We start from the raw sequence: 22,618 nt of genomic DNA, 5'->3' as shown, positions 1-22,618 counted from the left end.
AAACCTTGTAAATACCTTGTTTTTAAGGGATTATTTTTCTGAATAAATTTAAACTGTCCATAAGTGGACACCTTTCGTCCAAAACTGAACAATAATGAAAAAGACCAACGCATCTATTTTAATCATCGACGATCAGGAAGACATTCTTTTTGCATCAAAAGTCTACTTGAAAAAGTATTTTGAAAACATTTATACGCTAAATAATCCGAAAAACATTGTCGAATTATTGGCAAAAAATGCCATTGATGTCGTCCTTTTGGATATGAATTACAGATTAGGATTTGAAGATGGGAGAGAAGGTTTGTATTTATTGAAAGAAATAAAAACGCTTTCGCCTAAAACGGTGGTAATTTTAATGACCGCTTTCGGAAAAGTAGAAACAGCTGTTGAAGGCTTAAAATCGGGTGCTTTTGATTATATTCTGAAACCTTGGGAAAATAAAAAGCTTTTAGAATCGGTAAAACAAGCTGTAGATAAAGCTCGAAAAGAACAGAAGAAAAACAAAGAAGTAGAAGTAAAAGAAGAATTCTTTGTTGGCAGTTCTGAGATTATAAAAAAGGCATATTCTTTAGCAGATAAAGTCGCAAAAACTGATGCCAATGTTTTGATTTTGGGTGAAAACGGAACAGGAAAATTTGTTCTAGCGCATCATATTCATACCCAATCAGAAAGAAAAAGCCAGCCATTTATTGCAGTTGATTTGGGCTCTTTGAATTCGAATATTTTCGAAAGCGAATTGTTTGGTTATGCCAAAGGTGCTTTTACCGATGCCAAAACCGATACAGCGGGACGTTTTGAAATGGCGCAGAACGGAACCATTTTTTTGGATGAAATAGGAAATGTACCGCTTCATCTACAATCAAAACTTTTGCAAGTTATTCAGACCAAAACCGTAACAAGATTAGGAGAAACTAAAGCAAGACCTTTAAACGTTAGAATTATTACAGCAACAAACTTGAACTTAAAACTAGAAGTTGCCGATAAAAACTTCCGAGAAGACTTGTATTATCGCATCAATACAATGGAAATTGTTTTGCCTCCACTAAGAGAACGTCATGAAGATAAGATTCCGCTTGCCGAATATCTTTTGGATAAAATGATTGAAAAATACGGCCGTGACGAAATCACTTTTGATAAAAAAGTCTTAGAACAAATTGAAAAACACGCTTGGAACGGAAACATCCGCGAAATGGAGAATAAGATTGAACGTGCTGTTATTCTTTGTGAAAATAACACCATAACTGTTTCTGATCTTGATTTAGAAACGATAACACCTTACGAGGAAAACTCAGATGATATTCAGCTTTCTTCTGTTGAAAAAGCAACGGTTGAAAAAGCACTGCTTAAAAACAACAACAATATCAGTAAAACTGCCGAAGAATTGGGTTTGTCAAGAGGTGCATTGTACAGACGTTTGGAGAAATTTAATATCAATATCGACTAATTATGCTAAGGACTTTACAAACTTATAAACTCCTTTTTCTGCGATTAATTTTTATTGTAATCGGAATCGAATTGTCGCTGTATTTCTTTAGAATTGGTTTGCTTTTTACGGGAGTTTTTGGTCTCTGCATGGTTTTTCTACTAGGAAGGGAAATGTATTTTTATGTTAGAAATATGGTTTTGATTTATAATAAAACCATCTCTTCGATATTGCAAGATGATTTTAGTTCCGATTTCTCAAAACATAAATTCAATAGTACATATAACGAGCTTTTTACCTTATATGAAACTTTAAAAAGTAAACAAAACGAGCAAGTTACTAGAGATATTATTTACCGTTCGATTTTAAACAATATAGAATCGGGTGTAATTATTTTGCAGAAACAAGAAAGCGATTGGAGTATTTTTTTGATGAATGATTATTTCTCGAGTCACTTTAATGTTCCGAAAGTTTCAAAATGGAAATATCTTAAAAATCAGCTGCCCTCTTTGTGCGAAATTATCGAAGAAGATGATTTTCATGAAATTAAAACTTCAATCGAACTTAGTATAAACGAACAAAGCAAACAGACGTTTGTTTTGCAGGCTTCACGAACCGAAATTTTTGGGCAGGATTATTTTATTGTTCTATTAGATTCCATTCAGAATGTAGTAGAAAAGAAAGAAAAAGATGCGTGGATTAATTTGATGAAAGTGATTTCGCATGAATTGCTAAATTCCATCACGCCAATTCGTTCGATTTGCCAGAATTTAGAAGATTTAGTAGAACAAGATTCGCTTTCGACAGAAGATTTAGAAGATATCAAACACAGCGTACATACAATGCTGAGACGAAGTGATCATTTGCAAAAATTTGTAGAAGGTTATAGAAAATTGGCAATGCTTCCTTCGCCTAAAAAAGAAAAAACTTCACTGCAGCACATAACTGAAAACTGTATTCAGGTTATGAATCCGTTGTTTAGGAAAAATAATATTGAAGTTACCAATTCCGTTACTCAAAATTATCTAATAAATATAGATTCGCAGCAGATAGAGCAGGTATTAATTAATTTATTGACCAATTCGATTAATGCTTTAGAAAATAGCAATACGAAACAAATTTCGATTTCGGCGGAAGCCAAAAATAATCGCATTTTTATAAAGGTTTCAGATTCTGGAAAAGGAATTGAAAAAGAAATTGAGGACAAAATATTTCTTCCGTTTTTCACCACCCGCACGGAAGGAGCGGGAATTGGATTGACTTTATCTAAAAATATTATTGAAGCACACGGCGGTTATATTTCGCATAAAAACGAAAATGGAAAAACGACTTTTGAGATTTCTTTGATTGAGGATTGATAGATATAATCTAAAGTTAGTTTGCGCATTTTTGTCATTTCGACGAAGGAGAAATCTCCGTTTGAAGCTCGACAAAGATTGGAGAAATTCGGCACGGAGTTTCTAGTGTGATTCCTCGTTCCTCGGAATGACAAACAATGGCGGAACTTTGACAAAGTTTATGCTGATCTACTTAAAAAACAGTTTAGATTTTTTCACGCAGATTCAGCAGATTTAAAAAGATTTATTAAAATAAAAATCTGCGTTGATCTGCTTAAATCTTTTTAAATCTGCATGAAATATTTTAAAATATTAGTTTTTTCTAATCAACAGCTTTAATTTTTCGCTTTTAAAATTGACTTCAGAAATAATTGTAGCAGAAAAAATCAAAGTTCCGCCTAAAAGTAAACGCCATGAAAGGTTTTCACCTAAAATGAAAAAGGCTCCAATTGCCCCAAAAACAGGCTCAAACAAATAAATAACCGCTACACGTTCTGCCGATAAATAACGCTGCGAAATGTTTGAAACCGTATACATAAAAGCGGTAGAAAACAAAGCACAGTAAATTACGCCCATCCAAAACGTATTATTTTGAGGCAACCATTCTGATGAACTGTCTGTTAACGCTATAAAAAATGTAAAAAGCGCACAAAATGCAAACATTGGTACAATAGAATACAAAAGGTTTTTGGTGGCCGAATGTTTTTCGACAGCAATCAAATAAACTGCAAAAGCAAAGGCTCCTGCAATGGTAAATAAATCCCCGAAATTTATGGTAAATTTATCCTGAATGGCAATAATAAATAACCCAGTTAAAGCCGTCAAAGCGGCAATCCAGATTTTTAGTGAAGCGTTGGTTTTATAAATCGCTAGTTTTAATAACGGAATAATAATTACGGTTAATCCTGCAATAAAAGAGCATTGTGAAGCATCTGTATATTTAAGTCCAACTGTTTGAAGCTGAATGCCTAAAAACATGGGTACAGCAAGCAAAAAGCCTGTTTTAATAGCTTCTCGATTAATATCTTTGACATATTTCCAAAAAATAATACTCAATACCACAACTGCCAGCAGGAAACGATAAAATAAAAATACGTTTAGCGAATAGTGGCCAATTGCCATTTTGGTAACGGAATAGGATACTCCCCAAAATGCAGTGCCAAGAATTAATAAAAACAATAAAAGCTGTCTTCTTTCCATTTTAAATCAATACTTTTTTCATCATTAAATCGGTTTGCTCGTCGTCTCCTAATCTAAAAATATGCGTGTCAAATTGTACAAAACCATTTTTAGTGTAGAAACTTACAGCTCTAAAATTCTTTTCCCAAACACCCAACCACATGTACGTAGCTTTTATTTCTTGGGCAATTTCTTCTGCTTGAGCGTATAGTGCCTGCGCGACTTTTTTACCATGAAATTCCTTTGCTACATAAATACGTTCTATTTCTAAGGCATTTAAATCTTCTTTTTCGGTTTGTGCATCAGCTGTATTCAATTTTAAGTAACCGACTATTTTTTCATCTAAAACAGCTAAATAGAAATAAGAGGAAGAATTGTTTAATTCTGCTGTCAGTTTTGCTGTAGCGAAGCTTTCGTCCAGATATTTTTTCATGTTTTCTTCGCTGTTGACATCGGCAAAGGTTTCAGAAAAAGTTTGTCTGCCAATGGATTGCAATTTTAAAGCATCTTCAGCTGTGGCTTTGGTTATTTTTAGCGTATTCATTTTTTATTTCTCTAATGCATTAAATGCTGTGTTTTGTTTTTGATAAATGCGTAAATTGCATCAATGGATTTACAGCAGATTAAATATTTTTTGGCTCTTTCGCGAGAACTTCATTTCTGGAACACCGCCGGAAAGATGAATATTACACAATCAGCACTTAGCCGTCAAATTCAGTCTCTTGAAAATCAGCTTGGCGTGCAGCTGTTTGAGCGTAATAAACGCAACGTTAAACTTACTGCTGCTGGCCAGTTCTTAAAAGAAAAATGGGAGGTTGAATTGAGTAAACTAGAGTTTATTCATCAATCTGCCCGTCAGATTCAGCTAGGAGAGAGCGGTACCATTACCATTTCTCATCCCGATTCTATTTCGGCTTCTCTTATGCCCGAAATTTTGTCGCGTATTTCAGAAGCTTTCCCAAAACTAAAAATCAAACTGGTTCAGGTGCTGTACGAGAATCAGCAGGATTTTCTGCGAAATTATAAAATAGATCTGGCGATTACCAGAGATATCAATAATTCAAAAGATATTCAATCTCAAAAAATCTATACCGATCACTTAGCAGTTGTTGTTCCAGAAGATCATCCATATCAAACGCCAGAGGATTTTACTAAAGAAACCCTTGCTTCTCAAAAGTTTATTTTGCCAACCAATGACGAAGGCAGCAGTTACAGCGACCTTATTCAGAGATTATTCAATTCTTTGGAAAACGCGCCAGAAGCTTATCTTCAGTCTGAATTTGGTTCTTCTATAATCGCTTTGGTTCGTAAGGGACTCGGAATCGCCATTTTACCCGATTCGTATGTCTTTCATGAAATCCCTGGAATCCGATTTATAAAATTGCCTTTAGAAACCGATCTTTATGTCAATTGGAGAACCGAAGATCATAATCCCGTGTTGGCCAATGTTCTGAAATTGATTATTCCGTAAATCGTTAAGCTCTCAGCATTCCAATATGCGGAATTCCGTCTTCATCATACACTTCTCCTTGTTCTACAAATCCTAAAGATTGATAGAATTTGGATAAATGGTATTGTGCACTAATTCTAATTGGACCTTTTCCGAATTTCTCTTCGCAACCTGCAATTGAAGCTTCCATTAGTTTTACTCCTAAACCTAATCCGCGATGCGATTTTGCAATTACAACTCTTCCTATTGAAACCTCGTCATACGATACTCCTTTAGGAAGTAAACGCGTCACACCTGCCAATTCGTTATCGACGTAATACAATAAATGAAAACCTTTTTGGTCTTTATTGTCTAAATCGAGATAAGGGCAGTTTTGTTCGACTACAAAAACGTCGCTTCTTAACCGAAGCATATTGTACATTTCGTGATTGGTTAATTCGTCAAAAGATTTAATGGAATGGCTGAATGTCATTTTTTATTTTAGGCTTTAATTTTTTTGCAAAGATAAAGGAGTGAATAATGATTAAAAATGCTATTTTTCTATCATGTGATGCTGGAATTGCATTAGTTGTTTCAAGGATTAACTTTGTCAAAGTTTTAAACTTTGACAAAGTTCTGCTAACAGCTTGTCATTCTGAGGAACGAGGAATCACACTAGAAACCCCACGCAGAATGCCTACAATCTTTGTCGAATTCCGCGTGTGATTCCTCCTCCGTCGGAATGACAAGATTGGGGTAATTTCTATGTGTTTAAAACAAAAAAACTTTGTCAAAGTTTGAAACTTTGACAAAGTTGTATCCAATTCGTATAATATATTTTTAGTGAGAAACCGCCTTTAACCCAACAATAGAACCAACCAATGTCGCTAAGAAAAACAATCTCCAGAACGCTGCAGGTTCTTTAAAAACAAAAATACCAACTAACACAGTTCCCACAGCTCCAATTCCTGTCCAAACAGCATAAGCCGTTCCTAGCGGAAGGGTTTCTGTAGCTTTCATTAATAAAAGCATACTTACAGTTAATGAAATAAAGAAACCAATATACCAATAGTACATTTCAGTTCCAGTAGTTGCTTTTGCTTTTCCAAGACATGATGCGAAGGCTACTTCAAATAGACCCGCGATGATTAAAATAATCCAGTTCATATAGTTAAAATTTTGTGATGCAAAGTTCTTTTATGGAAATCAGAAAAAAATTAACAAATGATAAAAAATGAAGTTATTTTAATCTGTTTTGCTGAACAATTAAAATCTAATTTGATCTGCTAAAATCTTTTGTAATCTGCGTGAAATACTTTTGTGTATGATTTTTTCACGCAGATTTACACAGATTAAAGCAGATTTAAATATAATTAATTGGATAGAATTGAAAAAAAAATCTAAACAGGTTATTTTATTTCTGCACGTATTCTGCTTAAACTGACTTGTGTAATTCCTAAATAGGAAGCAATATGTCCTAGTTGAACTCTTTGCAATAATTCGGGATGGTCTTTCATTAATTCTAAATAACGTTCAGATGCATTTTTGAATTGTTTAGAGATCAAACGTTCTTCGGTCTTAATTAATTCTTTTTCAGCAAATTTTCGTCCCCAATTGGCGATGTGAACATCTTCATTAAAGAGTTTTCTTAGATTTTCCGTTTTGAGTTCGTACAATTCGCAGTCTTCCAAAAGCTCGATGGTTTCATATCCAGGCTGATCTTCCACATAACTTTTCATCGAAATAATGGTTTCACCTTCTTTTCCAAACCAAAACGTAACTTCATTATCTCTTTCTACATAAGCTCTCACCAATCCTTTCTTTATAAAATAAATATTCGATTCTACTTTATTGGCTTTTAGCAAAATATGCCCTTTAGCAAAAGCAATTTCGGTGACATTGTTTTGCAAAGCAAGCTTAGATTGCTCAGGAAGTTCGTGTATGTAATCGAGAATTTTGGAAATATCCATCAACGGAATTTTAGTATTTTGGAATAAAGGTAAAAAGTAAACGGTAAAATGAGTGTTGGTTTTATAAAAAAAAATCCCGTTTCAAAATAGAAACGGGACTTAAAAACAACCTCTGCGATGAGCTATTATAAACAGAAGCCATTTTTGACCAACATATAAACTAATTTATTCCTCCGCCTAAAGCTTTGTACAGCAATACTTGTGAGTTTGCATTTCGAAGTTGGATATCAACAAAATCCAATTCGGCTTGCAATTTATTTTTTTGCGCATTGATGATTTCCAGATAATTGGCATAACCGCTCAAATACAAATCGTTTGAGACATTTACGGCAATTTCTAGATGATCAATTTCGTTTAATTTATATTTTAAAACATCTTCATAAGCTTCATTTCTGTGCAATAAAGCACTTAACTCATTGAAAGCTGTTGTAACAGCATTTTGATATTGAAGAAATGAGATTTCCTGTCTTCTATTCGAAACATAAAATTCCTGCTTGATCTGTCCTTTATTGAAAACTGGAGCTGTTAAACCGCCCAATAATTGCCAGGCAAAAGAACCAGCATCAAAGAAAGTATTGAACGAGAATGAGTTGAAACCCGCGTATCCGCCTAGATTTACTGTTGGAAAAAAGGCAGCGCGAGCCGATTTAGCATCTGCGTTACTTGCTAATAATTCGAAGTAAGCTTCAGACACATCTGGTCTTTTATGAATGATAGAATCTACGCTTATTTTTTGGTTTAAAACTTCTAAATGTCCAGCCAAAAAGTCGTTGCTTCGGTCAACTTTTCCGCCGTATTCTCCTAAAAGTGTCAATAAAGCTTTCTCAGTTTGATCGATGCTTAATTTTAATTCTGAAGCTTCGGCATGAATGTTATTGTTTTGTGCATTAAATTGTTGTACTGCCAATTCTGTAGCTTTACCAACAGATCTTTGTGCCGATACAATATCAAGAGCTCTTTCCTGTGTTTTCAAGTTATTATCGTAAATCGCAGCTTGTTTGTCTAAAGCAATCAGTTTGAAATACAAGTCGGCAACATCACTTAAAAGACGCGTTTGTAATAATCGCATTCCCTGCTGAGAAGCAAAAAATCGCTGTTGCGCTGCTTTTTTGCGATTGCTCAGTTTTCCCCAGATATCCGCTTCCCAAGAAACTTTCGCGCCTAAAAATAAGTTTGGAGTTACATTTTCGTTGATTCTTTGTTTTTCAGTAATATTTTGAGAAAAGTTAGTATCAAAGTTACCAACTCCATCCATCGTATATTTTCCGTAATGTGTTCCAGAAGCATCGGCAACAAAATCTAAAGAGGGAAGAAGCGCCAGTTTTGCCACTTTTAAATGCGAATTGGCAATCAGGATTCTTTCCTGCATGATTAAATAATCAGGATTCTTGGCAATGGCTTTCTTTAATAAAGCTTCTAGTTTTGGATCTTTAAAAAAGGTTTCTGTTTTTAATGGAATAAAAGTCTCACTTGATGCTTCTTTTCTTTGTGCATCAAAATTTTCTGGAAGCTTTGCAGCGTCTAGTTTGGTGCTAACTTTTGGTGCAGAACAAGCTGTCAAAAGTAAAATTCCGGTTATTACAACGGCACTTTTGGTTGTCCTTAGAAACTGCACATCAGCATTTTTATATTGATTTAATATCTCTTTCATTGTTTAATTTTTATTCATTCGTTTTTCCAATTTCGCAAACAGTATGTAAAGTCCAGGAATGATTAAAAGACCAAACACTGTTCCGATTAACATTCCTCCCGCAGCTGCTGTTCCGATTGAACGGTTACCAATTGCACCCGCACCAGAAGCGATACACAACGGAATCAATCCTGAAATAAAAGCAAAAGAGGTCATCAAAATAGGACGGAAACGAAGTCTTGCTCCTTCAATTGCTGCTTCGACAATATCTCGTCCGAGCTTATTTTGTGCCATCGCAAACTCAACAATCAGAATGGCGTTCTTGGCGAGCAGACCGATCAGCATGACGAGTGCTACTTGGGCATAGATGTTATTATCGAGTCCAACCATTACAAGTGCAATATAAGAACCGAAAACTCCAACTGGTAAACTCAACAATACTGGGAACGGAAGCAATAAACTTTCGTACTGCGCAGCAAGCAATAAGTATACAAAAAGTATACAAAGCGCAAAAATGTAGATGGTTTGGTTTCCTGATAAAATCTCTTCACGCGTCATACCAGACCATTCCAATTCGAAACGGCTTGGGAGTTTTTCTGCAGCAATTTTTTCAACAGCGGCAATGGCATCTCCAGAGCTGTAACCTTCAGCAGGTTCACCGTTAATCATAGCCGACATGTACATGTTGTAACGCGTTAAAACCTCAGGACCGTAAACTCTTTCTAATTTGATGAAAGTAGAAAACGGAACCATTTCGCCTGCTTCATTCTTCAAGTACATATCCAAAATACTTTCTGGATTTTGACGGAATTGCGGACTTGCCTGAACCATTACTTTATACATTTGAGAGAAACGAATAAAATTGGTTGCGTAAAACGAACCTAACATGGTTTGTAAAGTCGACATGGCATTGTCTACCGAAATTCCTTTTTTGGCAGCCAAATCGTAATCAATATGAATTAAATACTGCGGGAAAGTGGCATCAAAACTCGAGAAAGAGTTCTGAATCTCTGGCGAAGCATTTAGTTCTTTGATAAATTCTTTGGTTACTTTATCGGTATTGGTAATACTTCCTCCAGATTTATCCAGTAAACGAAGCTCAAAACCACTCGTATTACCAAAACCAGGAACGGTTGGCGGTGCAAAAATCTCGATTTGCGCGTCGGTAATATTTTTGGTTTTTTCTGTAAGTTCCGCCATAAATTCGGTTACCGAAATATCACGTTCGCTCCAGTCTTTTAGGTTAATCATTCCCATTCCGTACGAAGCTCCAGCGATTTCGGTTACAATACTGTATCCCGCAAGAGTCGTTACGTTGTCAACACCTTTAATTCCTTGTGCAATTTTAGTTACTTCGTCTAGAGCTTTTTCAGTACGTTCTACTGTTGCTCCTTGTGGCGTTGTAACACTTACGTAAACCATTCCCTGATCTTCAGTTGGTATAAATCCAGATGCTAAGAATTTTGTTGTCCCCCATGTTAAAATGCAGAACAATACCAATAATCCAATAGTTACAGTGCTGCGATCAGCAAATTTTACTAATACTTTGATGTATTTTGAAGTAATATTATCAAACCAATGGTTGAATCTGTGGAAGAAACGATCTAAAAGCGATTTTTTCTCTTTGTTAGGATCATGCGCTTTTAGCATAATCGCACAAAGGGCAGGAGTAAGGGTAAGTGCGTTAATACCAGAAATTACGATACTTATTGCCATTGTCAATGAGAACTGCCTGTAGAAAACTCCGACTGGACCGCTCAAGAATGCAACTGGAATAAACACGGCTGCCATTACAATCGTAATTGCAATAACAGCTCCGGTAATTTCTTTCATCGCGCTAATGGTAGCTTCCATTGGTGACATATGCTCTTCGGAGATTTTTACGTGAACGGCTTCGACGACGACAATCGCGTTATCGACCACGATTCCGATCGAAAGTACTAAAGCGAAAAGCGTTAATAAGTTGATCGAGAATCCCATCATCGACATAAAGGTAAACGAACCAATAAGTGCCACAGGAACTGCCAATACTGGAATTAAAGTCGATCTCCAATCTTGAAGGAAAAGGAAAACTACAAATGCTACCAAAAGAAAGGCTTCAATCAAAGTTCTCAATACTTCATGAATCGAAGCGTCAAGGAAACGCGAAACGTCGTAAGCAATATTAAATTCCATTCCAGGAGGAAAAGAAGAACCTTTCAGTTCGGTCATTTTTTCTTTTACGCTGGCAATAACTTCAGACGCATTAGAACCTGGACGCTGTTTTAACATGATTGATGCCGAAGGTTTTCCATCTGTTTTAGAAACCATTCCGTAACTCATCGCGCCAAATTCAATTTTCGAAATGTCTTTCAATCTTAAAATAGTTCCGTCTGAATTGGCTCTTAACGGAATTTCCTCATATTGTTTTGGTTCGAAGAATTTTCCGCCGTACTTAATTACGTATTGCAGCTGATTGTTCATTTGTCCTGAACCTTCACCCACTTTACCTGGAGCGGCAGAAATGTTTTGTTTTTGAAGTGAAGCAATAACTTCATTTGCCGAAATATTGTACGAAAGCATCTTTTCTGGATCTAACCAAACACGCATCGAATATTCTTTCTGACCCATGATTTCGGCACGTCCGACACCATCAATACGCTTTAATTCCTGAAGAATATTAATATCGGTAAAGTTGAAGATAAACTGCTCGTCCTGAGTTTTGTCGGTACTCGTAATGTTCAAGTACATCAACATACTGTTTACCTCTTTTTCGGTGGTAACCCCGGCGCGAATTACCTCTTCTGGAAGTTCATCCAAAATCGTGGTAACCCTGTTCTGCACATTTACGGCAGCTAGATCGGGATCAGTTCCTACTTCAAAGAAAACCTGAATTAAGGTTAAACCATCGTTGGAAGTTACGGTTGACATATATGTCATTCCAGGAACTCCATTTATGGCTCTTTCTAACGGAAGGGCGACGGCATTGGCCGAAACCTCTGCATTTGCTCCTGTATATTTTGCTGTAACGGTTACAGACGGTGGTACAATATCTGGGAATTGGGTAATAGGAAGCTGAAACAACGCCAGCAATCCCAGAAGGACTATCATAACCGAGATGATTAATGACAATATTTTCCTCCTGATAAATAACTCTATCATTTTAAATGTTTTAGATAAATAATTAAATAACTGTTTTTACAGATTGATAATCTACATTTGTTTCATGTTGATTTTATCGCCGTCTCTCAATGATTGTGTGCCTTCTTGTACAATCAGGTCATCGCTTTTTAGACCATCATTTAAGATATACACATCATCTAGAGTCGTTTCAATGGTAACATTCGTCATTTTAACTACTCCATCTTTGTTCACGCGGAAAACGTATTGTTTGTCTTGGATAGAAAAAACAGCTTTCTGCGGAATTAAAATTGCATTGGTTTTTGGCTCAGAAATAATCAGTTTGCCAGAAGTTCCGTGTTTGATAAATCCTTGCGGATTGTGAAATTTTGCTTTGTATTGAATAGAACCTGTTTGTCTGTCGATATCTCCATCGGCAGTTCTTAATTCTCCTTTTTGATCGTAAACTTGTCCGTTTGGTAACACCAATTTGATATCGCCTTGTGTGTTTAAGGTTTTGTCTTCCATCATTTGGAAATAGGTATTCTCAGGAATTGAGAAATAGGCGTACACATCGTCTAATTGAGAAACGGTTGTTAGTAATGAACCATTTTCTACTAAACTTCCTTCCTTAAACGGAATACGGTCAACTGTTCCGTCAAATGGCGCGCGGATTGTGGTAAAGCTAATCTGTTGGTTGATTGCTTTTCTTTCTGCAGCAGCATGAGCCAATTTTGCAGAAGCGGCATCATTTTTTGCTTTAGATAATTCTAATTCTTTATCTGCAATTACTTTTTTATTGAAAAGAGTTTGCGCCTGTTCTAGTTCTACAGTTGCAATTCTTAAATCGGCTTTTGCACTTTTGTAAACGGCTTCGGCTTTTAGCAATTGGATCTGAAGTTCAACATCGCTTATTTTAAAAAGGATTTGCCCTTTTTTTACTTTTTGTCCTTCACTAACATATACTTTGTCTAGTAGACCTGGAATACGAACGTGAATTTCTACATTGTTTTTAGCATGTACATCGGCAACAAATTTGCTCGAAACTATGGTGTCTTTTAGAGTTACCTTATAAACGGGAACTGTTTTTATGTTGTTTGAATCTTTTTTTGCTTTATCACCGCACGAGACTAAAACGAATAAAGCCAAGGTGCATAAAAGGAATGGATTTTTATAAATGCTCATCATTAGGTTTAAATTTTTGAATAAATAGATGTGCTCCCTTGATACTAAAATATCGGGAGTCTGAATTTGGATTTTATTTTCGATAAAAATCGAAACAGAAAATAAAAATGGATTAGGATGCTTCTCTTTTAGAAAAGTACCGTTTAGAGGTGTTTTTATAGCAATAACAGCTCAATCACATACGTAAATGAGGGATTGTTCCAGAATACTAGAATATAAAAACAACGAAATACATCAGTCTAGAATAACTGGTACAAATGTAAGTGGGGATGTCTTTCAATATGGTATATTGAAGCGATACCATAGATTAAGCTTTCTTTATAAAGCTTGAAGTTGACTAAATTGCTGAAATATGGAGCTTTGATCGTACTTTGTTCTAAAGTAGTCGCTCTGCATTTCATTTTCTTTTTGAGCTTATAATGAACTTCTAGATTTTTAGAAGAAGAAAAGTCAGAAGAAAAAATCTGCGTGTCGTCTGCCGCAACGCTATCTAAAGTAATACAGTTGCTGAAAGTATAAATTGGCGAATACGTTTCGGTGCCTCTGAAAAAACAAAGCAGCGAAAGTAAAACGATATATATGAACTTAGTGGGTTTCATACAACTACAGCAGGAATTACAATTTTGTTTCTTAGAAAGTGGGTTAATTATTCTCTAAAGTGCGCCAAATATAGTAATTTGAAAAGCAAGGTTTCTTAAAATTTTTCTAAAAACCATGAGATTTAAAAATTTGATAATAATTGGGGGTGGTTTTTAGGGGTTTGGTTTTTTAGTGTGTTACTTATTAAAAAGTTAGTATTGATTAGATTTTGAGAATTCTGTAAAATAGTAAACTTCTTTATTGTTATTTCTTAAAAGAATTAATGATTTAAGTGGAAACAGTGCAAGTGTCTTTCTGACTTCGCACTGTTTTTTAGCATTCTTACAAAAAGAGAAATTAAAATTAGATTCTTTTTTGGCTTATGAAGAAGCTATTGTCACTTCAGTTTATATTCTATAAAAATGTTCCAAAATGAGGAAAGCCGTAAAGTTGTTTTGTATTTATTTTATTAGTTTGTTTAGGATAATTATTTTTGATTTATTTGTAGGAAAAAAGCTTTTTTTGTTAAGATATATTTGAAGATAGTTATAAAATTATAAGTAAAATTAATTTGATTGAAAGAGACTATGAAAAAAAAAGTTTTTTTTGTTAAGATATATTTGAAGATAGTTATAAAATTATAAGTAAAATTAATTTGATTGAAAGAGACTATGAAAAAAAAAGTTTTTTTAGCATTTATTATATTCACTGCGTTCAAGAGTGTTTCACAAAACAAAATAGAATTAGTAGGAAACGTGGGAATAGGAACATTAGCTCCACAAAGTAAACTTCACGTAAATAATGGTGATAATTCATACGGAACAATTTTGGCAACAAGCAGTGAATCAGAGTTTTCCTTATATGCTAAATCTTTATATACACAGCCTGTTTACTCAGAAGCTTTTAGATTAGGATTAAAGCATAATAATACTGAAGAAAACGGCTTTATCTCATTCTATCGAGGAAACTCTACGAGGGGTGGTTTTTTAGGGTTTTCGACAAATGGTTTTGAAAGATTGAAAATTGATGTGAATGGAAATGTAGGTATTGGGACAAGTTTACCAAAACAAAAGGTAACAATTGTTGGAGATCAAATTGCAAGAGATCAAGGAGGTCCTGTAAACGGACAAAACTCAACAGCTCTTTTAAGGCTTCAATCTTCTCCAGGTGGAGCAGGAGAAGTATTAGATTTTGGAATGAATATAAAAAGTTATGGATGGATACAGCCACAAGATTTTAATGATCCGAATGCTTTTTATGATTTAATTCTAAATGCTAAAGGAGGTAACGTAGGTATTGGAACAATAAATCCCAATTCGAAATTAGCAGTAAACGGCACAATCCATTCCAAAGAAGTAAAAGTAGATATGAAAGACTGGTCAGATTTTGTATTTAAAAAAGAGTATAATCTGCCGACTCTTGAAGAAGTAGAAAAACATATTGCTGAAAAAGGACACTTAAAAAATATTCCAAAAGAAGAAGAGGTGTTGAAAAACGGAATTAATCTGGGAGAAATGAATGCTAAGCTTTTGCAGAAGATTGAAGAATTGACACTTTATATAATTGAAATAAAGAAAGAAAATACTCTTTTAAAAAATAATCAGATTGAATTTCAAAATACAATTTTAGAATTGATTAATACTAAGCAAAAATGAAAATGATCATATTAATTTTTGGAGTATTTATATATACTTCTATTTCTAATGCGCAAGCAGCGGCGACAATAACTATCAATGATACCAGATCAGTGAATGACGCGCCTAATTTTTCGAGTTATTCCATCAGAGCAGATTTTAAAGAAAGAAGTATTATTGGTTTGCCAGGAAGCGGTTTTTATTCAACAAGTTTAACTTTTTCACCATGGGGAAGTACTGAGAATAGTGGGGATAAAAATCATCAATTGAATTTTAATAATGACGGTATTTTTTACAGAAATGCTTATCCGTTAGATTCACAATGGGGAGGATGGGGACAATTATTAATGACAGATGCAAATGGTAATACGAGAATTGGCAGTATGATTGTAAAAAAAAATCCTGGTACAAATGACTCTCATATTTATTTTGGAGATCTTGTTGCGGTCTCGGGACAGCCTTCCTCAAAAATTTGTTTTGGAGGATATGGAATCCAGAATGCTGGATTTGTATGGATTCCTAACAGCTCATTAGATAAAGGGAAATTATTATTAAGTTTTGGAGGTTCAGATGGGGTAATTGGGAATGAAGCAAAAGTGACTTTTCAGTCTAATGGCCATGTTGGTATAGGTACGACAAATCCAAAGAATGAACTTGATGTTAAAGGAACCATACATTCCCAAGAAGTAAAAGTAGACATGAAAGACTGGTCAGATTTTGTATTTAAAAAAGAGTATAATCTGCCGACTCTTGAAGAAGTCGAAAAGCATATTGCAGAGAAAGGTCATTTAGAGAATATTCCAAATGAAGAAGAGGTTTTGAGAAATGGAATTAATCTGGGGGAAATGAATGCTAAGCTTTTGCAGAAGATTGAGGAATTGACTTTGTATATGATTGAGATGAAGAAGGAAAATGTTGAGATGAAAAATAGATTAATAAAACTTGAAAGTAAATAGAGTTATGATAAAAAAAATATTTCCAGTAATACTTATACAATTTTTTATAACCAGTATTGATGCACAGATCGCAAGTAGCTTAGATGTAATAGATACTAGAGCAGTAAATGATATGCCGAATTTTTCATCACATAGTTTAAGAGCAGATTTTAAACAAAGAAGTGTTGTTGGAGTTCCAGGCGATGGGTTTTGGTCAACAAGTATAACTTTATCGCCATGGACGGATCTGGATAATTCTGGTGATAAAAATCATCAGTTAAATTTTAATAATGGCGGTATTTTTTATAGAACTGCATTTCCTAGAGATACAAAATGGGGTGGATGGAAAAAATTTGTGATAACAGACGAAAACGGAAATGTTGGTATAGGTAATTCGGATCCGTTAGCGAAGTTAGATGTTAGTGGAGATTTAGTATTGCGTAATTATGAAAACTATGGGGGAAAAGGTAATAAAATTATTTTTACAGCTTATGGAAATGACTTGCAAGGTCCACAAATACGAAGCTATTTAAGTTTTGCATCGGGTACAAATTCGCGTATGGGATTAATCTTAAGTTCTTATTCTAAAGGCTATAAAGACGAACTTTTTCTTATAGATGGGAATGTTGGAATTGGTAAAGAGAATCCATCAAATAAGTTAGACGTAAACGGCACAATTCATTCCAAAGAAGTCAAAATAGATATGTCTGGCTGGGACTGGCCCGACTTTGTATTTAAAAAAGAATACAATTTACCAACATTAGAAGAAGTAGAAAAACATATAGTAGAAAAAGGCCATTTAGAGAATATTCCAAGTGAAGAAGAGGTGTTGACAAACGGGATTAATCTTGGAGAAATGAATGCTAAGCTTTTGCAGAAAATTGAAGAATTGACTTTGTATATGATTGAGCAAAATAAATCAATTGAAAGTTTGAAACAGGAGTTAAAAAATATTAAATCTAAAGAAAAATAATTTATTATGAAGAAATTTTACATTCTAGTTTTCCTTCTAATTGCAATTACTGCTGTTTCCCAAATTAATTCACCTAATGGAAATAACATTTTTGAGTATGATGGCGCAGCTGACGTTACTTTTAAGTACCCATTAAGGGGATCTGGTGGAAGAGCTTTTGTTCATTATCCTAACAATATATTAAGTTTAAACTATAACGAAGATTTTACTGGAGGAACATTGATTGGGAAAAGTGTGTTTTTTAAAGATAATGGCAATTCATACATATCTTCAGGAAATTTCGGAATTGGAACAAGTGGTCCAAATGCTAGACTTTATGTTAATGAGGGAGATATTGTAATTAATAAAAATGGGAGTGGTATTTTAAGAGGAGATAATTATAATTACGGTTCGGGAGGTGCAATTAAAGTGAGTTCATCAAATACTATTTCTGACCAATATATTCAGTTAGGAAGAGCTTTAACGGGTACAGGTGAGTTTTTTCCACATTTGACTGTTATGTCAAATAGTGGAAATGTTGGAATTGGAGTTTTTAACCCAACTCAAAAATTAGAAGTATCTGGAGGTGCTCTGTTTCAGGGAGTGCTAGCTAGTACTATTTCGGATAATGGAGGAGGTAAAATAGAACTACGAAATCCATCTAAAGCTTTAAATGGAATTGCTAGTACTTGGGCAATTTACAATATGACCGGAGTTTATGGAAACAGCCTTCAATTCTGGGCTTATGATAATTTAGGCTGTGGTAATGGATTATGCAATAATCGTTTTACAATTATGGATAATGGCAATGTTGGTATTGGACAAACAAATCCAAGTAATAAACTTGATGTAAACGGTACAATACACTCCAGAGAAGTAAAAGTAGACATGAAGGATTGGTCAGATTTTGTATTTAAAAAAGAGTATAATCTGCCGACTCTTGAAGAAGTAGAAAAACATATTGCTGAAAAAGGACACTTAAAAAATATTCCAAATGAAGAGGAGGTTTTGAAAAACGGTATTAATCTAGGAGAAATGAATGCTAAGCTTTTGCAGAAGATTGAGGAATTAACTCTTTATATTATAGAAATTAAAAAAGAGAATCAAAGGCAGAACGAAAAGCAGAACGAGGAAATAGAAAATCTTAAAGGAATAATAAAACTTAAAGACAAGTAAAGTGATAAAAATACAATTTATACTATTACATATATTAGTGGCTGTTACCATTCAAGCACAAAGTTTAAATCCTACTTCTGAGATATCTGCACCAGGTTATGCTGATGCGTTCAAAGGTGGATATACATTTTCGTATGCAACATCTGGGACTCCTTGGAATGGAGCGCTAATAAGTTTTGGCGGTTTTCAATACAATAATTACGATTGTCAAATTAGTTCAGATTATGGACCAAATGGGGGTAATCATATATCGTATAGAACTAAAAATGGAGATAATAATACATGGAATTCTTGGAATGAATTAGCAACACGCGGAGAAAATATTTTTGCAGGGAAACAAATTATCAATGGAGTTGTTGGTATAGGAACAGAAGCACCAAATAGTCTTACTATTTTGGATGTAAATGGAAGAGCTATGGTAAGATCACTATTTTATGTCAATGATATTATGGGAGGTGATGGAGGTGATATAAGAATTGGACCAAATACAGGTAATCCCTCTTCTACAATTTTTCTGGTTGGAGGTGTAGATGCTTCAGAAGTAATGAGGGTTAATTATAATAAAAATGTTGGTATTGGAATAGTTGATCCTAAAAATAAATTAGATGTAAACGGCACAATTCATTCCAAAGAAGTAAAAGTAGACATGACAGGCTGGTCAGATTTTGTATTCAAAAAAGAATATAATTTGCCAACATTGGAAGAAGTTGAAAAGCATATTGCTGAAAAGGGACATTTAGAAAATATTCCAAGTGAAGAGGAAGTGCTAAAAAGTGGAATCAATCTTGGAGAAATGAATGCTAAGCTTTTGCAGAAGATGGAAGAAATGACTTTATATATGATTGAACAAAATAAACGTATAAATAAAATAGAAAAAGAGAATCAAGATTTAAAAAGTAAAATAGATTCAATAGATAGATGATTAAAACATTTAAAGTATGAAAAATATTCTAATAATAATAGTATTCATTACACAAACCAACTTTGCACAAAGTATTTTTCCTGTTGATGGTGGGAATGTTGGGATTGGAACAACTTCACCAACTCAAAAATTAGATGTAAGAGGAAATGGTTTATTTAACGGTATTATCTTGAGTTCTATCTCAGATGTTATAGGTGGTCAGATTCAATTAAAAAATCTATCTAAGGTTTCTACTGGCGAAGCAAGTACTTGGACAATTTATAATATGACAGGAGGATATGGAAATAGTTTGCAATTCTGGGCTTATGATGATTTAGGCTGTGGCGGTGGGCTTTGCGCTAATCGTTTTACTATTATGGATAATGGTAATGTTGGTATTGGAGCAGCTACTCCATATGCTCAGTTGACATTAAACAAAGTTTCAGGAATTCTTGGTGATCCACAAAATTTAATATTATATAATGATAGTAGTAATAGTGTTAGATATGGTTTTGGAGTTAATGGGGCTGCAGGAGGAATGGATTTTTGTGCAAATCAGGCGGCTGCAAGAACTGCATTTAGATGGTATGGAGGGGCAGATGCATCTACTCCAAATCAATTAATGGCTTTATTGGGGAATGGAAATTTAGGAATTGGAACCAGAGATCCTCAAAATAAACTTGACGTTAATGGCACAATCCATTCTAAAGAAGTAAAAGTAGATATGACAGGCTGGTCAGATTTTGTATTTAAAAAAGAATACAATCTGCCAACGTTAGAACAAGTTGAAAAACATATTGCAGAAAAAGGACATTTAGAGAACATTCCAAGTGAAGAAGAGGTTTTAAAAAACGGAATTAATCTTGGGGAAATGGACGCTAAGCTTTTGCAGAAGATTGAGGAATTGACTCTTTATATGATTGAAATGAAAAAAGAAAACCAAGTCTTGAAGAATGCAGTTGAAAAACAAAATAAAGAAATAGAGCTATTAAAGTTAAAAAGACAATAATCAAGAATGAAACTAAAATTAGTCATAATAACAATCTTTATCAATACTTTTTTTTCTTATTCTCAGCAAATAGGAAATGGATATGCAACACACTTAGTAGATTTTACGACTCCTTTATTTTCCGGAGTATATGGAGGTCCAAATTCTATTGGAAAAGCACCAGATAATAGCCATGATTGGCAGCATTTATTTGTCATAAGGCACGCAAATTCTGAAAATAATTATCAATTACAATTATCTTCTACCTATAGTGAGAATGATAAATTGTTTTTTAGGAAAATAGATAATTCAACAAACTCAAAATGGTATGAATTAGCAACAAGAGGAGTAAATACTTTTACAGGAAATCAAACTGTCGTAGGAATTATGCAATTATGGGATACAAATGAAAGCCGACCAAATGGACAAAATGTTGAAAGTAAATCAGTTTTAAAGTTTTCGCGATCTGGAACTAATGGTTACAGCTGGAATGAACATGCAGAATTCAGAATTGGTCACGGAGGAATAGGAACTACTGGAAGTAAACTAGAACTATTTATTAATGGTAATGAAAATACAACCTCGATACCAGATCAGCAAGTGATGACATGGAATTATAATGGAAATGTCGGTATTGGACAAACAAATCCTAAAAACAAACTCGATGTCAATGGCACAATCCATTCCAAAGAAGTAAAAGTAGATATGACAGGCTGGTCAGATTTTGTATTTAAAAAAGAATACAATCTGCCAACGTTAGAACAAGTTGAAAAACATATTGTAGAAAAAGGACATTTAGAGAACATTCCAAGTGAAGAAGAGGTTCTTAAAAACGGAATTAACCTTGGAGAAATGAATGCTAAGCTTTTACAGAAGATTGAGGAATTGACTTTGTACATGATTGAAATGAAAAAAGAAAATGAAAAGAAAGTAAAGGAAATAGAAATTATTAAAAAAGAAAATGATGGGCTTAAATTAGGTTTAGAAAATTTGTCTAAAATTGTGCAAAAAATAAAATAATTATAATGAATAGAAAATTAACGCTTATAGCATTACTAATTTTTACATCGTTTGTAAAGGCACAAATATATATGCCAATAGAGCAAGGATCATCAGGGAATAATAATGTAGGAATTGGAAATTCGAATCCAAACGCTATGTTGACAGTGGGAGGTGGCGCACCTCTATTTTTAAATCAGGGCGCTAGCAGCACTACACCTTTTTTAGCAGTTTTGAATTCAGCGTATCCAACTGATGCCAGATATGGCTGGGCATTTTATGATAACTCTACAAATGGGAATTTAGATATTTTTAGAAGAAATGGAACCTCGCAAGGAATACAATTCATGAGTTTTAATAGAAATACTGGAGATGTCGCTATTGGGGAAAGTAGCCCTCTGTTTCTTAATCACGGGTCTAGTAATTCTACACCTTTTTTAGCAGTTTTGAATTCAGTAAATCCAACTGATGCCAAGTATGGTTGGGCATTTTATGATAATTCCACAAATGGAAATTTAGATATTTTTAGAAGAAATGGCACCTCACAAGGAATAAAACTCATGAGTTTTAATAGAAATACAGGAGATGTTGCTATTGGAGAAAGTACTCCTTTATATCTTAATCACGGAGCTAGTAATTCTACACCCTTTTTAGCAGTTTTGAATTCAGTAAATCCAACTGATGCCAAATACGGTTGGGCATTTTACGATAATCCAATAAATGGGAATTTAGATATATTTAGAAGAAATGGAACAAGTCAGGGAATACAATTGATGAGTTTTGATAGGAATTCAGGTGACGTTTCTATTGGTACGAGTAATTCAAATGGAAATAAGCTAGCAGTTAGAGGTACTATTGGTTGTGAAGAAATTGTAGTGAAATCTGCTAGTACTTGGAATTGGCCAGACTATGTTTTCTCAAAAGACTATAAATTAAAATCATTACAGGAAGTTAAAGAATATGTTGAAGAGAATCATCATTTGCCTGAAATTCCTTCAGCTCAAGAAATAGAAAAAAAAGGTTTCATGCTGGCAGAGATGAACATGAATTTATTGAAGAAAATAGAAGAACTGACACTTTATATGATCGATCAAGAGAAAAAAACAGAACAATTAAAATCAATTATTTTGAAGCAAAATGAAATTATTCTAAACCAAAGTAAGCGCTTAGAAAAGCTTGAAAATAAATTATAAAGATAAAAA

20 protein-coding genes are annotated in these 22,618 nt (G+C 34.1%); 11 read left to right on the top strand and 9 right to left on the bottom strand.

What is annotated here, in order from left to right:
• The first annotated feature begins 94 nt into the window (after positions 1-94).
• Both LPB248_RS01400 and LPB248_RS01395 read left to right on the top strand, forming a co-directional pair.
• Positions 95-1,444, top strand: a complete 1,350-nt coding sequence (locus tag LPB248_RS01400) for a sigma-54-dependent transcriptional regulator (protein WP_177209826.1) — start codon at positions 95-97, stop codon at positions 1,442-1,444.
• Between the two features lie 2 nt (positions 1,445-1,446).
• Entirely contained in the window at positions 1,447-2,781 is a 1,335-nt protein-coding gene (locus LPB248_RS01395) for a sensor histidine kinase (RefSeq protein WP_177209825.1), read from the top strand.
• Between the two features lie 291 nt (positions 2,782-3,072).
• Here LPB248_RS01395 and LPB248_RS01390 read toward each other — a convergent pair whose 3' ends face one another.
• Together LPB248_RS01390 and LPB248_RS01385 are read right to left on the bottom strand one after the other, a co-directional pair.
• The gene (locus LPB248_RS01390; RefSeq protein ID WP_177209824.1) at positions 3,073-3,960 is read right to left on the bottom strand and encodes a DMT family transporter; all 888 of its coding nucleotides are present in this window, start codon (positions 3,958-3,960) and stop codon (positions 3,073-3,075) included.
• A 1-nt stretch (position 3,961) separates the two neighbouring features.
• Complete coding sequence (locus LPB248_RS01385; RefSeq protein WP_177209823.1) at positions 3,962-4,483, bottom strand: GNAT family N-acetyltransferase; 522 nt, start codon at positions 4,481-4,483, stop codon at positions 3,962-3,964.
• A gap of 63 nt (positions 4,484-4,546) precedes the next feature.
• Here LPB248_RS01385 and LPB248_RS01380 point away from each other — a divergent pair, with 63 nt between their 5' ends.
• Positions 4,547-5,410: a LysR family transcriptional regulator gene (locus tag LPB248_RS01380; protein WP_177209822.1), complete on the top strand. Its 864-nt coding sequence runs from the start codon at positions 4,547-4,549 to the stop codon at positions 5,408-5,410.
• A 4-nt stretch (positions 5,411-5,414) separates the two neighbouring features.
• Here the strand turns inward: LPB248_RS01380 and LPB248_RS01375 are convergent, their stop codons facing one another.
• The 7 genes from LPB248_RS01375 to LPB248_RS01345 form a co-directional block, all read right to left on the bottom strand.
• Positions 5,415-5,861 carry a GNAT family N-acetyltransferase gene (locus LPB248_RS01375; RefSeq protein WP_177209821.1) on the bottom strand — a complete coding sequence of 149 codons (447 nt, stop codon included), beginning with the start codon at positions 5,859-5,861 and terminating at the stop codon, positions 5,415-5,417.
• A 347-nt stretch (positions 5,862-6,208) separates the two neighbouring features.
• Entirely contained in the window at positions 6,209-6,535 is a 327-nt protein-coding gene (locus LPB248_RS01370; protein ID WP_026728926.1) for a DMT family transporter, read from the bottom strand.
• A 242-nt stretch (positions 6,536-6,777) separates the two neighbouring features.
• Positions 6,778-7,338 (bottom strand): Crp/Fnr family transcriptional regulator, encoded by a 561-nt coding sequence (locus tag LPB248_RS01365; RefSeq protein WP_177209820.1) that lies wholly within the window; start codon positions 7,336-7,338, stop codon positions 6,778-6,780.
• A gap of 160 nt (positions 7,339-7,498) precedes the next feature.
• The gene (locus tag LPB248_RS01360) at positions 7,499-8,989 is read right to left on the bottom strand and encodes a TolC family protein (protein WP_177209819.1); all 1,491 of its coding nucleotides are present in this window, start codon (positions 8,987-8,989) and stop codon (positions 7,499-7,501) included.
• A gap of 3 nt (positions 8,990-8,992) precedes the next feature.
• On the bottom strand, positions 8,993-12,109 hold the full coding sequence (locus LPB248_RS01355; RefSeq protein WP_177209818.1) for an efflux RND transporter permease subunit: 3,117 nt from the start codon (positions 12,107-12,109) through the stop codon (positions 8,993-8,995).
• A gap of 51 nt (positions 12,110-12,160) precedes the next feature.
• Positions 12,161-13,255: an efflux RND transporter periplasmic adaptor subunit gene (locus LPB248_RS01350; RefSeq protein ID WP_255462987.1), complete on the bottom strand. Its 1,095-nt coding sequence runs from the start codon at positions 13,253-13,255 to the stop codon at positions 12,161-12,163.
• A 236-nt stretch (positions 13,256-13,491) separates the two neighbouring features.
• On the bottom strand, positions 13,492-13,851 hold the full coding sequence (locus tag LPB248_RS01345) for a hypothetical protein (RefSeq protein WP_177209817.1): 360 nt from the start codon (positions 13,849-13,851) through the stop codon (positions 13,492-13,494).
• Between the two features lie 651 nt (positions 13,852-14,502).
• Here LPB248_RS01345 and LPB248_RS01340 point away from each other — a divergent pair.
• The 8 genes from LPB248_RS01340 (at position 14,503) to LPB248_RS01305 (ending at position 22,609) form a co-directional block, all read left to right on the top strand.
• Positions 14,503-15,486 (top strand): hypothetical protein, encoded by a 984-nt coding sequence (locus tag LPB248_RS01340; protein ID WP_177209816.1) that lies wholly within the window; start codon positions 14,503-14,505, stop codon positions 15,484-15,486.
• A complete protein-coding gene (locus tag LPB248_RS01335) occupies positions 15,483-16,421 on the top strand; it encodes a hypothetical protein (RefSeq protein WP_255462986.1) in 939 nt (312 codons plus the stop codon). The genes LPB248_RS01340 and LPB248_RS01335 overlap by 4 nt, the downstream gene beginning before the upstream one ends.
• A 4-nt stretch (positions 16,422-16,425) precedes the next feature.
• A complete protein-coding gene (locus LPB248_RS01330; RefSeq protein WP_255462985.1) occupies positions 16,426-17,373 on the top strand; it encodes a tail fiber protein in 948 nt (315 codons plus the stop codon).
• A 6-nt stretch (positions 17,374-17,379) separates the two neighbouring features.
• The gene (locus tag LPB248_RS01325; RefSeq protein ID WP_177209815.1) at positions 17,380-18,528 is read left to right on the top strand and encodes a hypothetical protein; all 1,149 of its coding nucleotides are present in this window, start codon (positions 17,380-17,382) and stop codon (positions 18,526-18,528) included.
• A gap of 37 nt (positions 18,529-18,565) precedes the next feature.
• Positions 18,566-19,450, top strand: a complete 885-nt coding sequence (locus tag LPB248_RS01320) for a hypothetical protein (protein WP_177209814.1) — start codon at positions 18,566-18,568, stop codon at positions 19,448-19,450.
• Positions 19,451-19,466: 16 nt separating this feature from the next.
• A complete protein-coding gene (locus tag LPB248_RS01315) occupies positions 19,467-20,438 on the top strand; it encodes a TMF family protein (protein WP_177209813.1) in 972 nt (323 codons plus the stop codon).
• Between the two features lie 6 nt (positions 20,439-20,444).
• On the top strand, positions 20,445-21,437 hold the full coding sequence (locus LPB248_RS17040; RefSeq protein WP_255462984.1) for a hypothetical protein: 993 nt from the start codon (positions 20,445-20,447) through the stop codon (positions 21,435-21,437).
• A gap of 71 nt (positions 21,438-21,508) precedes the next feature.
• Complete coding sequence (locus LPB248_RS01305; RefSeq protein WP_177209812.1) at positions 21,509-22,609, top strand: hypothetical protein; 1,101 nt, start codon at positions 21,509-21,511, stop codon at positions 22,607-22,609.
• Positions 22,610-22,618: the final 9 nt, after the last annotated feature.

Source organism: Flavobacterium sp. LPB0248, assembly GCF_013388355.1.
Taxonomy (GTDB): Bacteria; Bacteroidota; Bacteroidia; order Flavobacteriales; family Flavobacteriaceae; genus Flavobacterium.
The sequence above is the reverse complement of the archived record's forward strand: the minus strand, read 5'-3'. Positions and strand labels throughout refer to the sequence as shown.

Coding starts and splice junctions, on each gene's coding strand:
- LPB248_RS01400 (WP_177209826.1), top strand. CDS start 95: ATGAAAAAGACCAACGCATCTATTTTAATCATCGACGATCAGGAAGAC.
- LPB248_RS01395 (WP_177209825.1), top strand. CDS start 1,447: ATGCTAAGGACTTTACAAACTTATAAACTCCTTTTTCTGCGATTAATT.
- LPB248_RS01390 (WP_177209824.1), bottom strand. CDS start 3,960: ATGGAAAGAAGACAGCTTTTATTGTTTTTATTAATTCTTGGCACTGCA.
- LPB248_RS01385 (WP_177209823.1), bottom strand. CDS start 4,483: ATGAATACGCTAAAAATAACCAAAGCCACAGCTGAAGATGCTTTAAAA.
- LPB248_RS01380 (WP_177209822.1), top strand. CDS start 4,547: ATGGATTTACAGCAGATTAAATATTTTTTGGCTCTTTCGCGAGAACTT.
- LPB248_RS01375 (WP_177209821.1), bottom strand. CDS start 5,861: ATGACATTCAGCCATTCCATTAAATCTTTTGACGAATTAACCAATCAC.
- LPB248_RS01370 (WP_026728926.1), bottom strand. CDS start 6,535: ATGAACTGGATTATTTTAATCATCGCGGGTCTATTTGAAGTAGCCTTC.
- LPB248_RS01365 (WP_177209820.1), bottom strand. CDS start 7,338: ATGGATATTTCCAAAATTCTCGATTACATACACGAACTTCCTGAGCAA.
- LPB248_RS01360 (WP_177209819.1), bottom strand. CDS start 8,989: ATGAAAGAGATATTAAATCAATATAAAAATGCTGATGTGCAGTTTCTA.
- LPB248_RS01355 (WP_177209818.1), bottom strand. CDS start 12,109: ATGATAGAGTTATTTATCAGGAGGAAAATATTGTCATTAATCATCTCG.
- LPB248_RS01350 (WP_255462987.1), bottom strand. CDS start 13,255: ATGATGAGCATTTATAAAAATCCATTCCTTTTATGCACCTTGGCTTTA.
- LPB248_RS01345 (WP_177209817.1), bottom strand. CDS start 13,851: ATGAAACCCACTAAGTTCATATATATCGTTTTACTTTCGCTGCTTTGT.
- LPB248_RS01340 (WP_177209816.1), top strand. CDS start 14,503: ATGAAAAAAAAAGTTTTTTTAGCATTTATTATATTCACTGCGTTCAAG.
- LPB248_RS01335 (WP_255462986.1), top strand. CDS start 15,483: ATGAAAATGATCATATTAATTTTTGGAGTATTTATATATACTTCTATT.
- LPB248_RS01330 (WP_255462985.1), top strand. CDS start 16,426: ATGATAAAAAAAATATTTCCAGTAATACTTATACAATTTTTTATAACC.
- LPB248_RS01325 (WP_177209815.1), top strand. CDS start 17,380: ATGAAGAAATTTTACATTCTAGTTTTCCTTCTAATTGCAATTACTGCT.
- LPB248_RS01315 (WP_177209813.1), top strand. CDS start 19,467: ATGAAAAATATTCTAATAATAATAGTATTCATTACACAAACCAACTTT.
- LPB248_RS17040 (WP_255462984.1), top strand. CDS start 20,445: ATGAAACTAAAATTAGTCATAATAACAATCTTTATCAATACTTTTTTT.
- LPB248_RS01305 (WP_177209812.1), top strand. CDS start 21,509: ATGCCAATAGAGCAAGGATCATCAGGGAATAATAATGTAGGAATTGGA.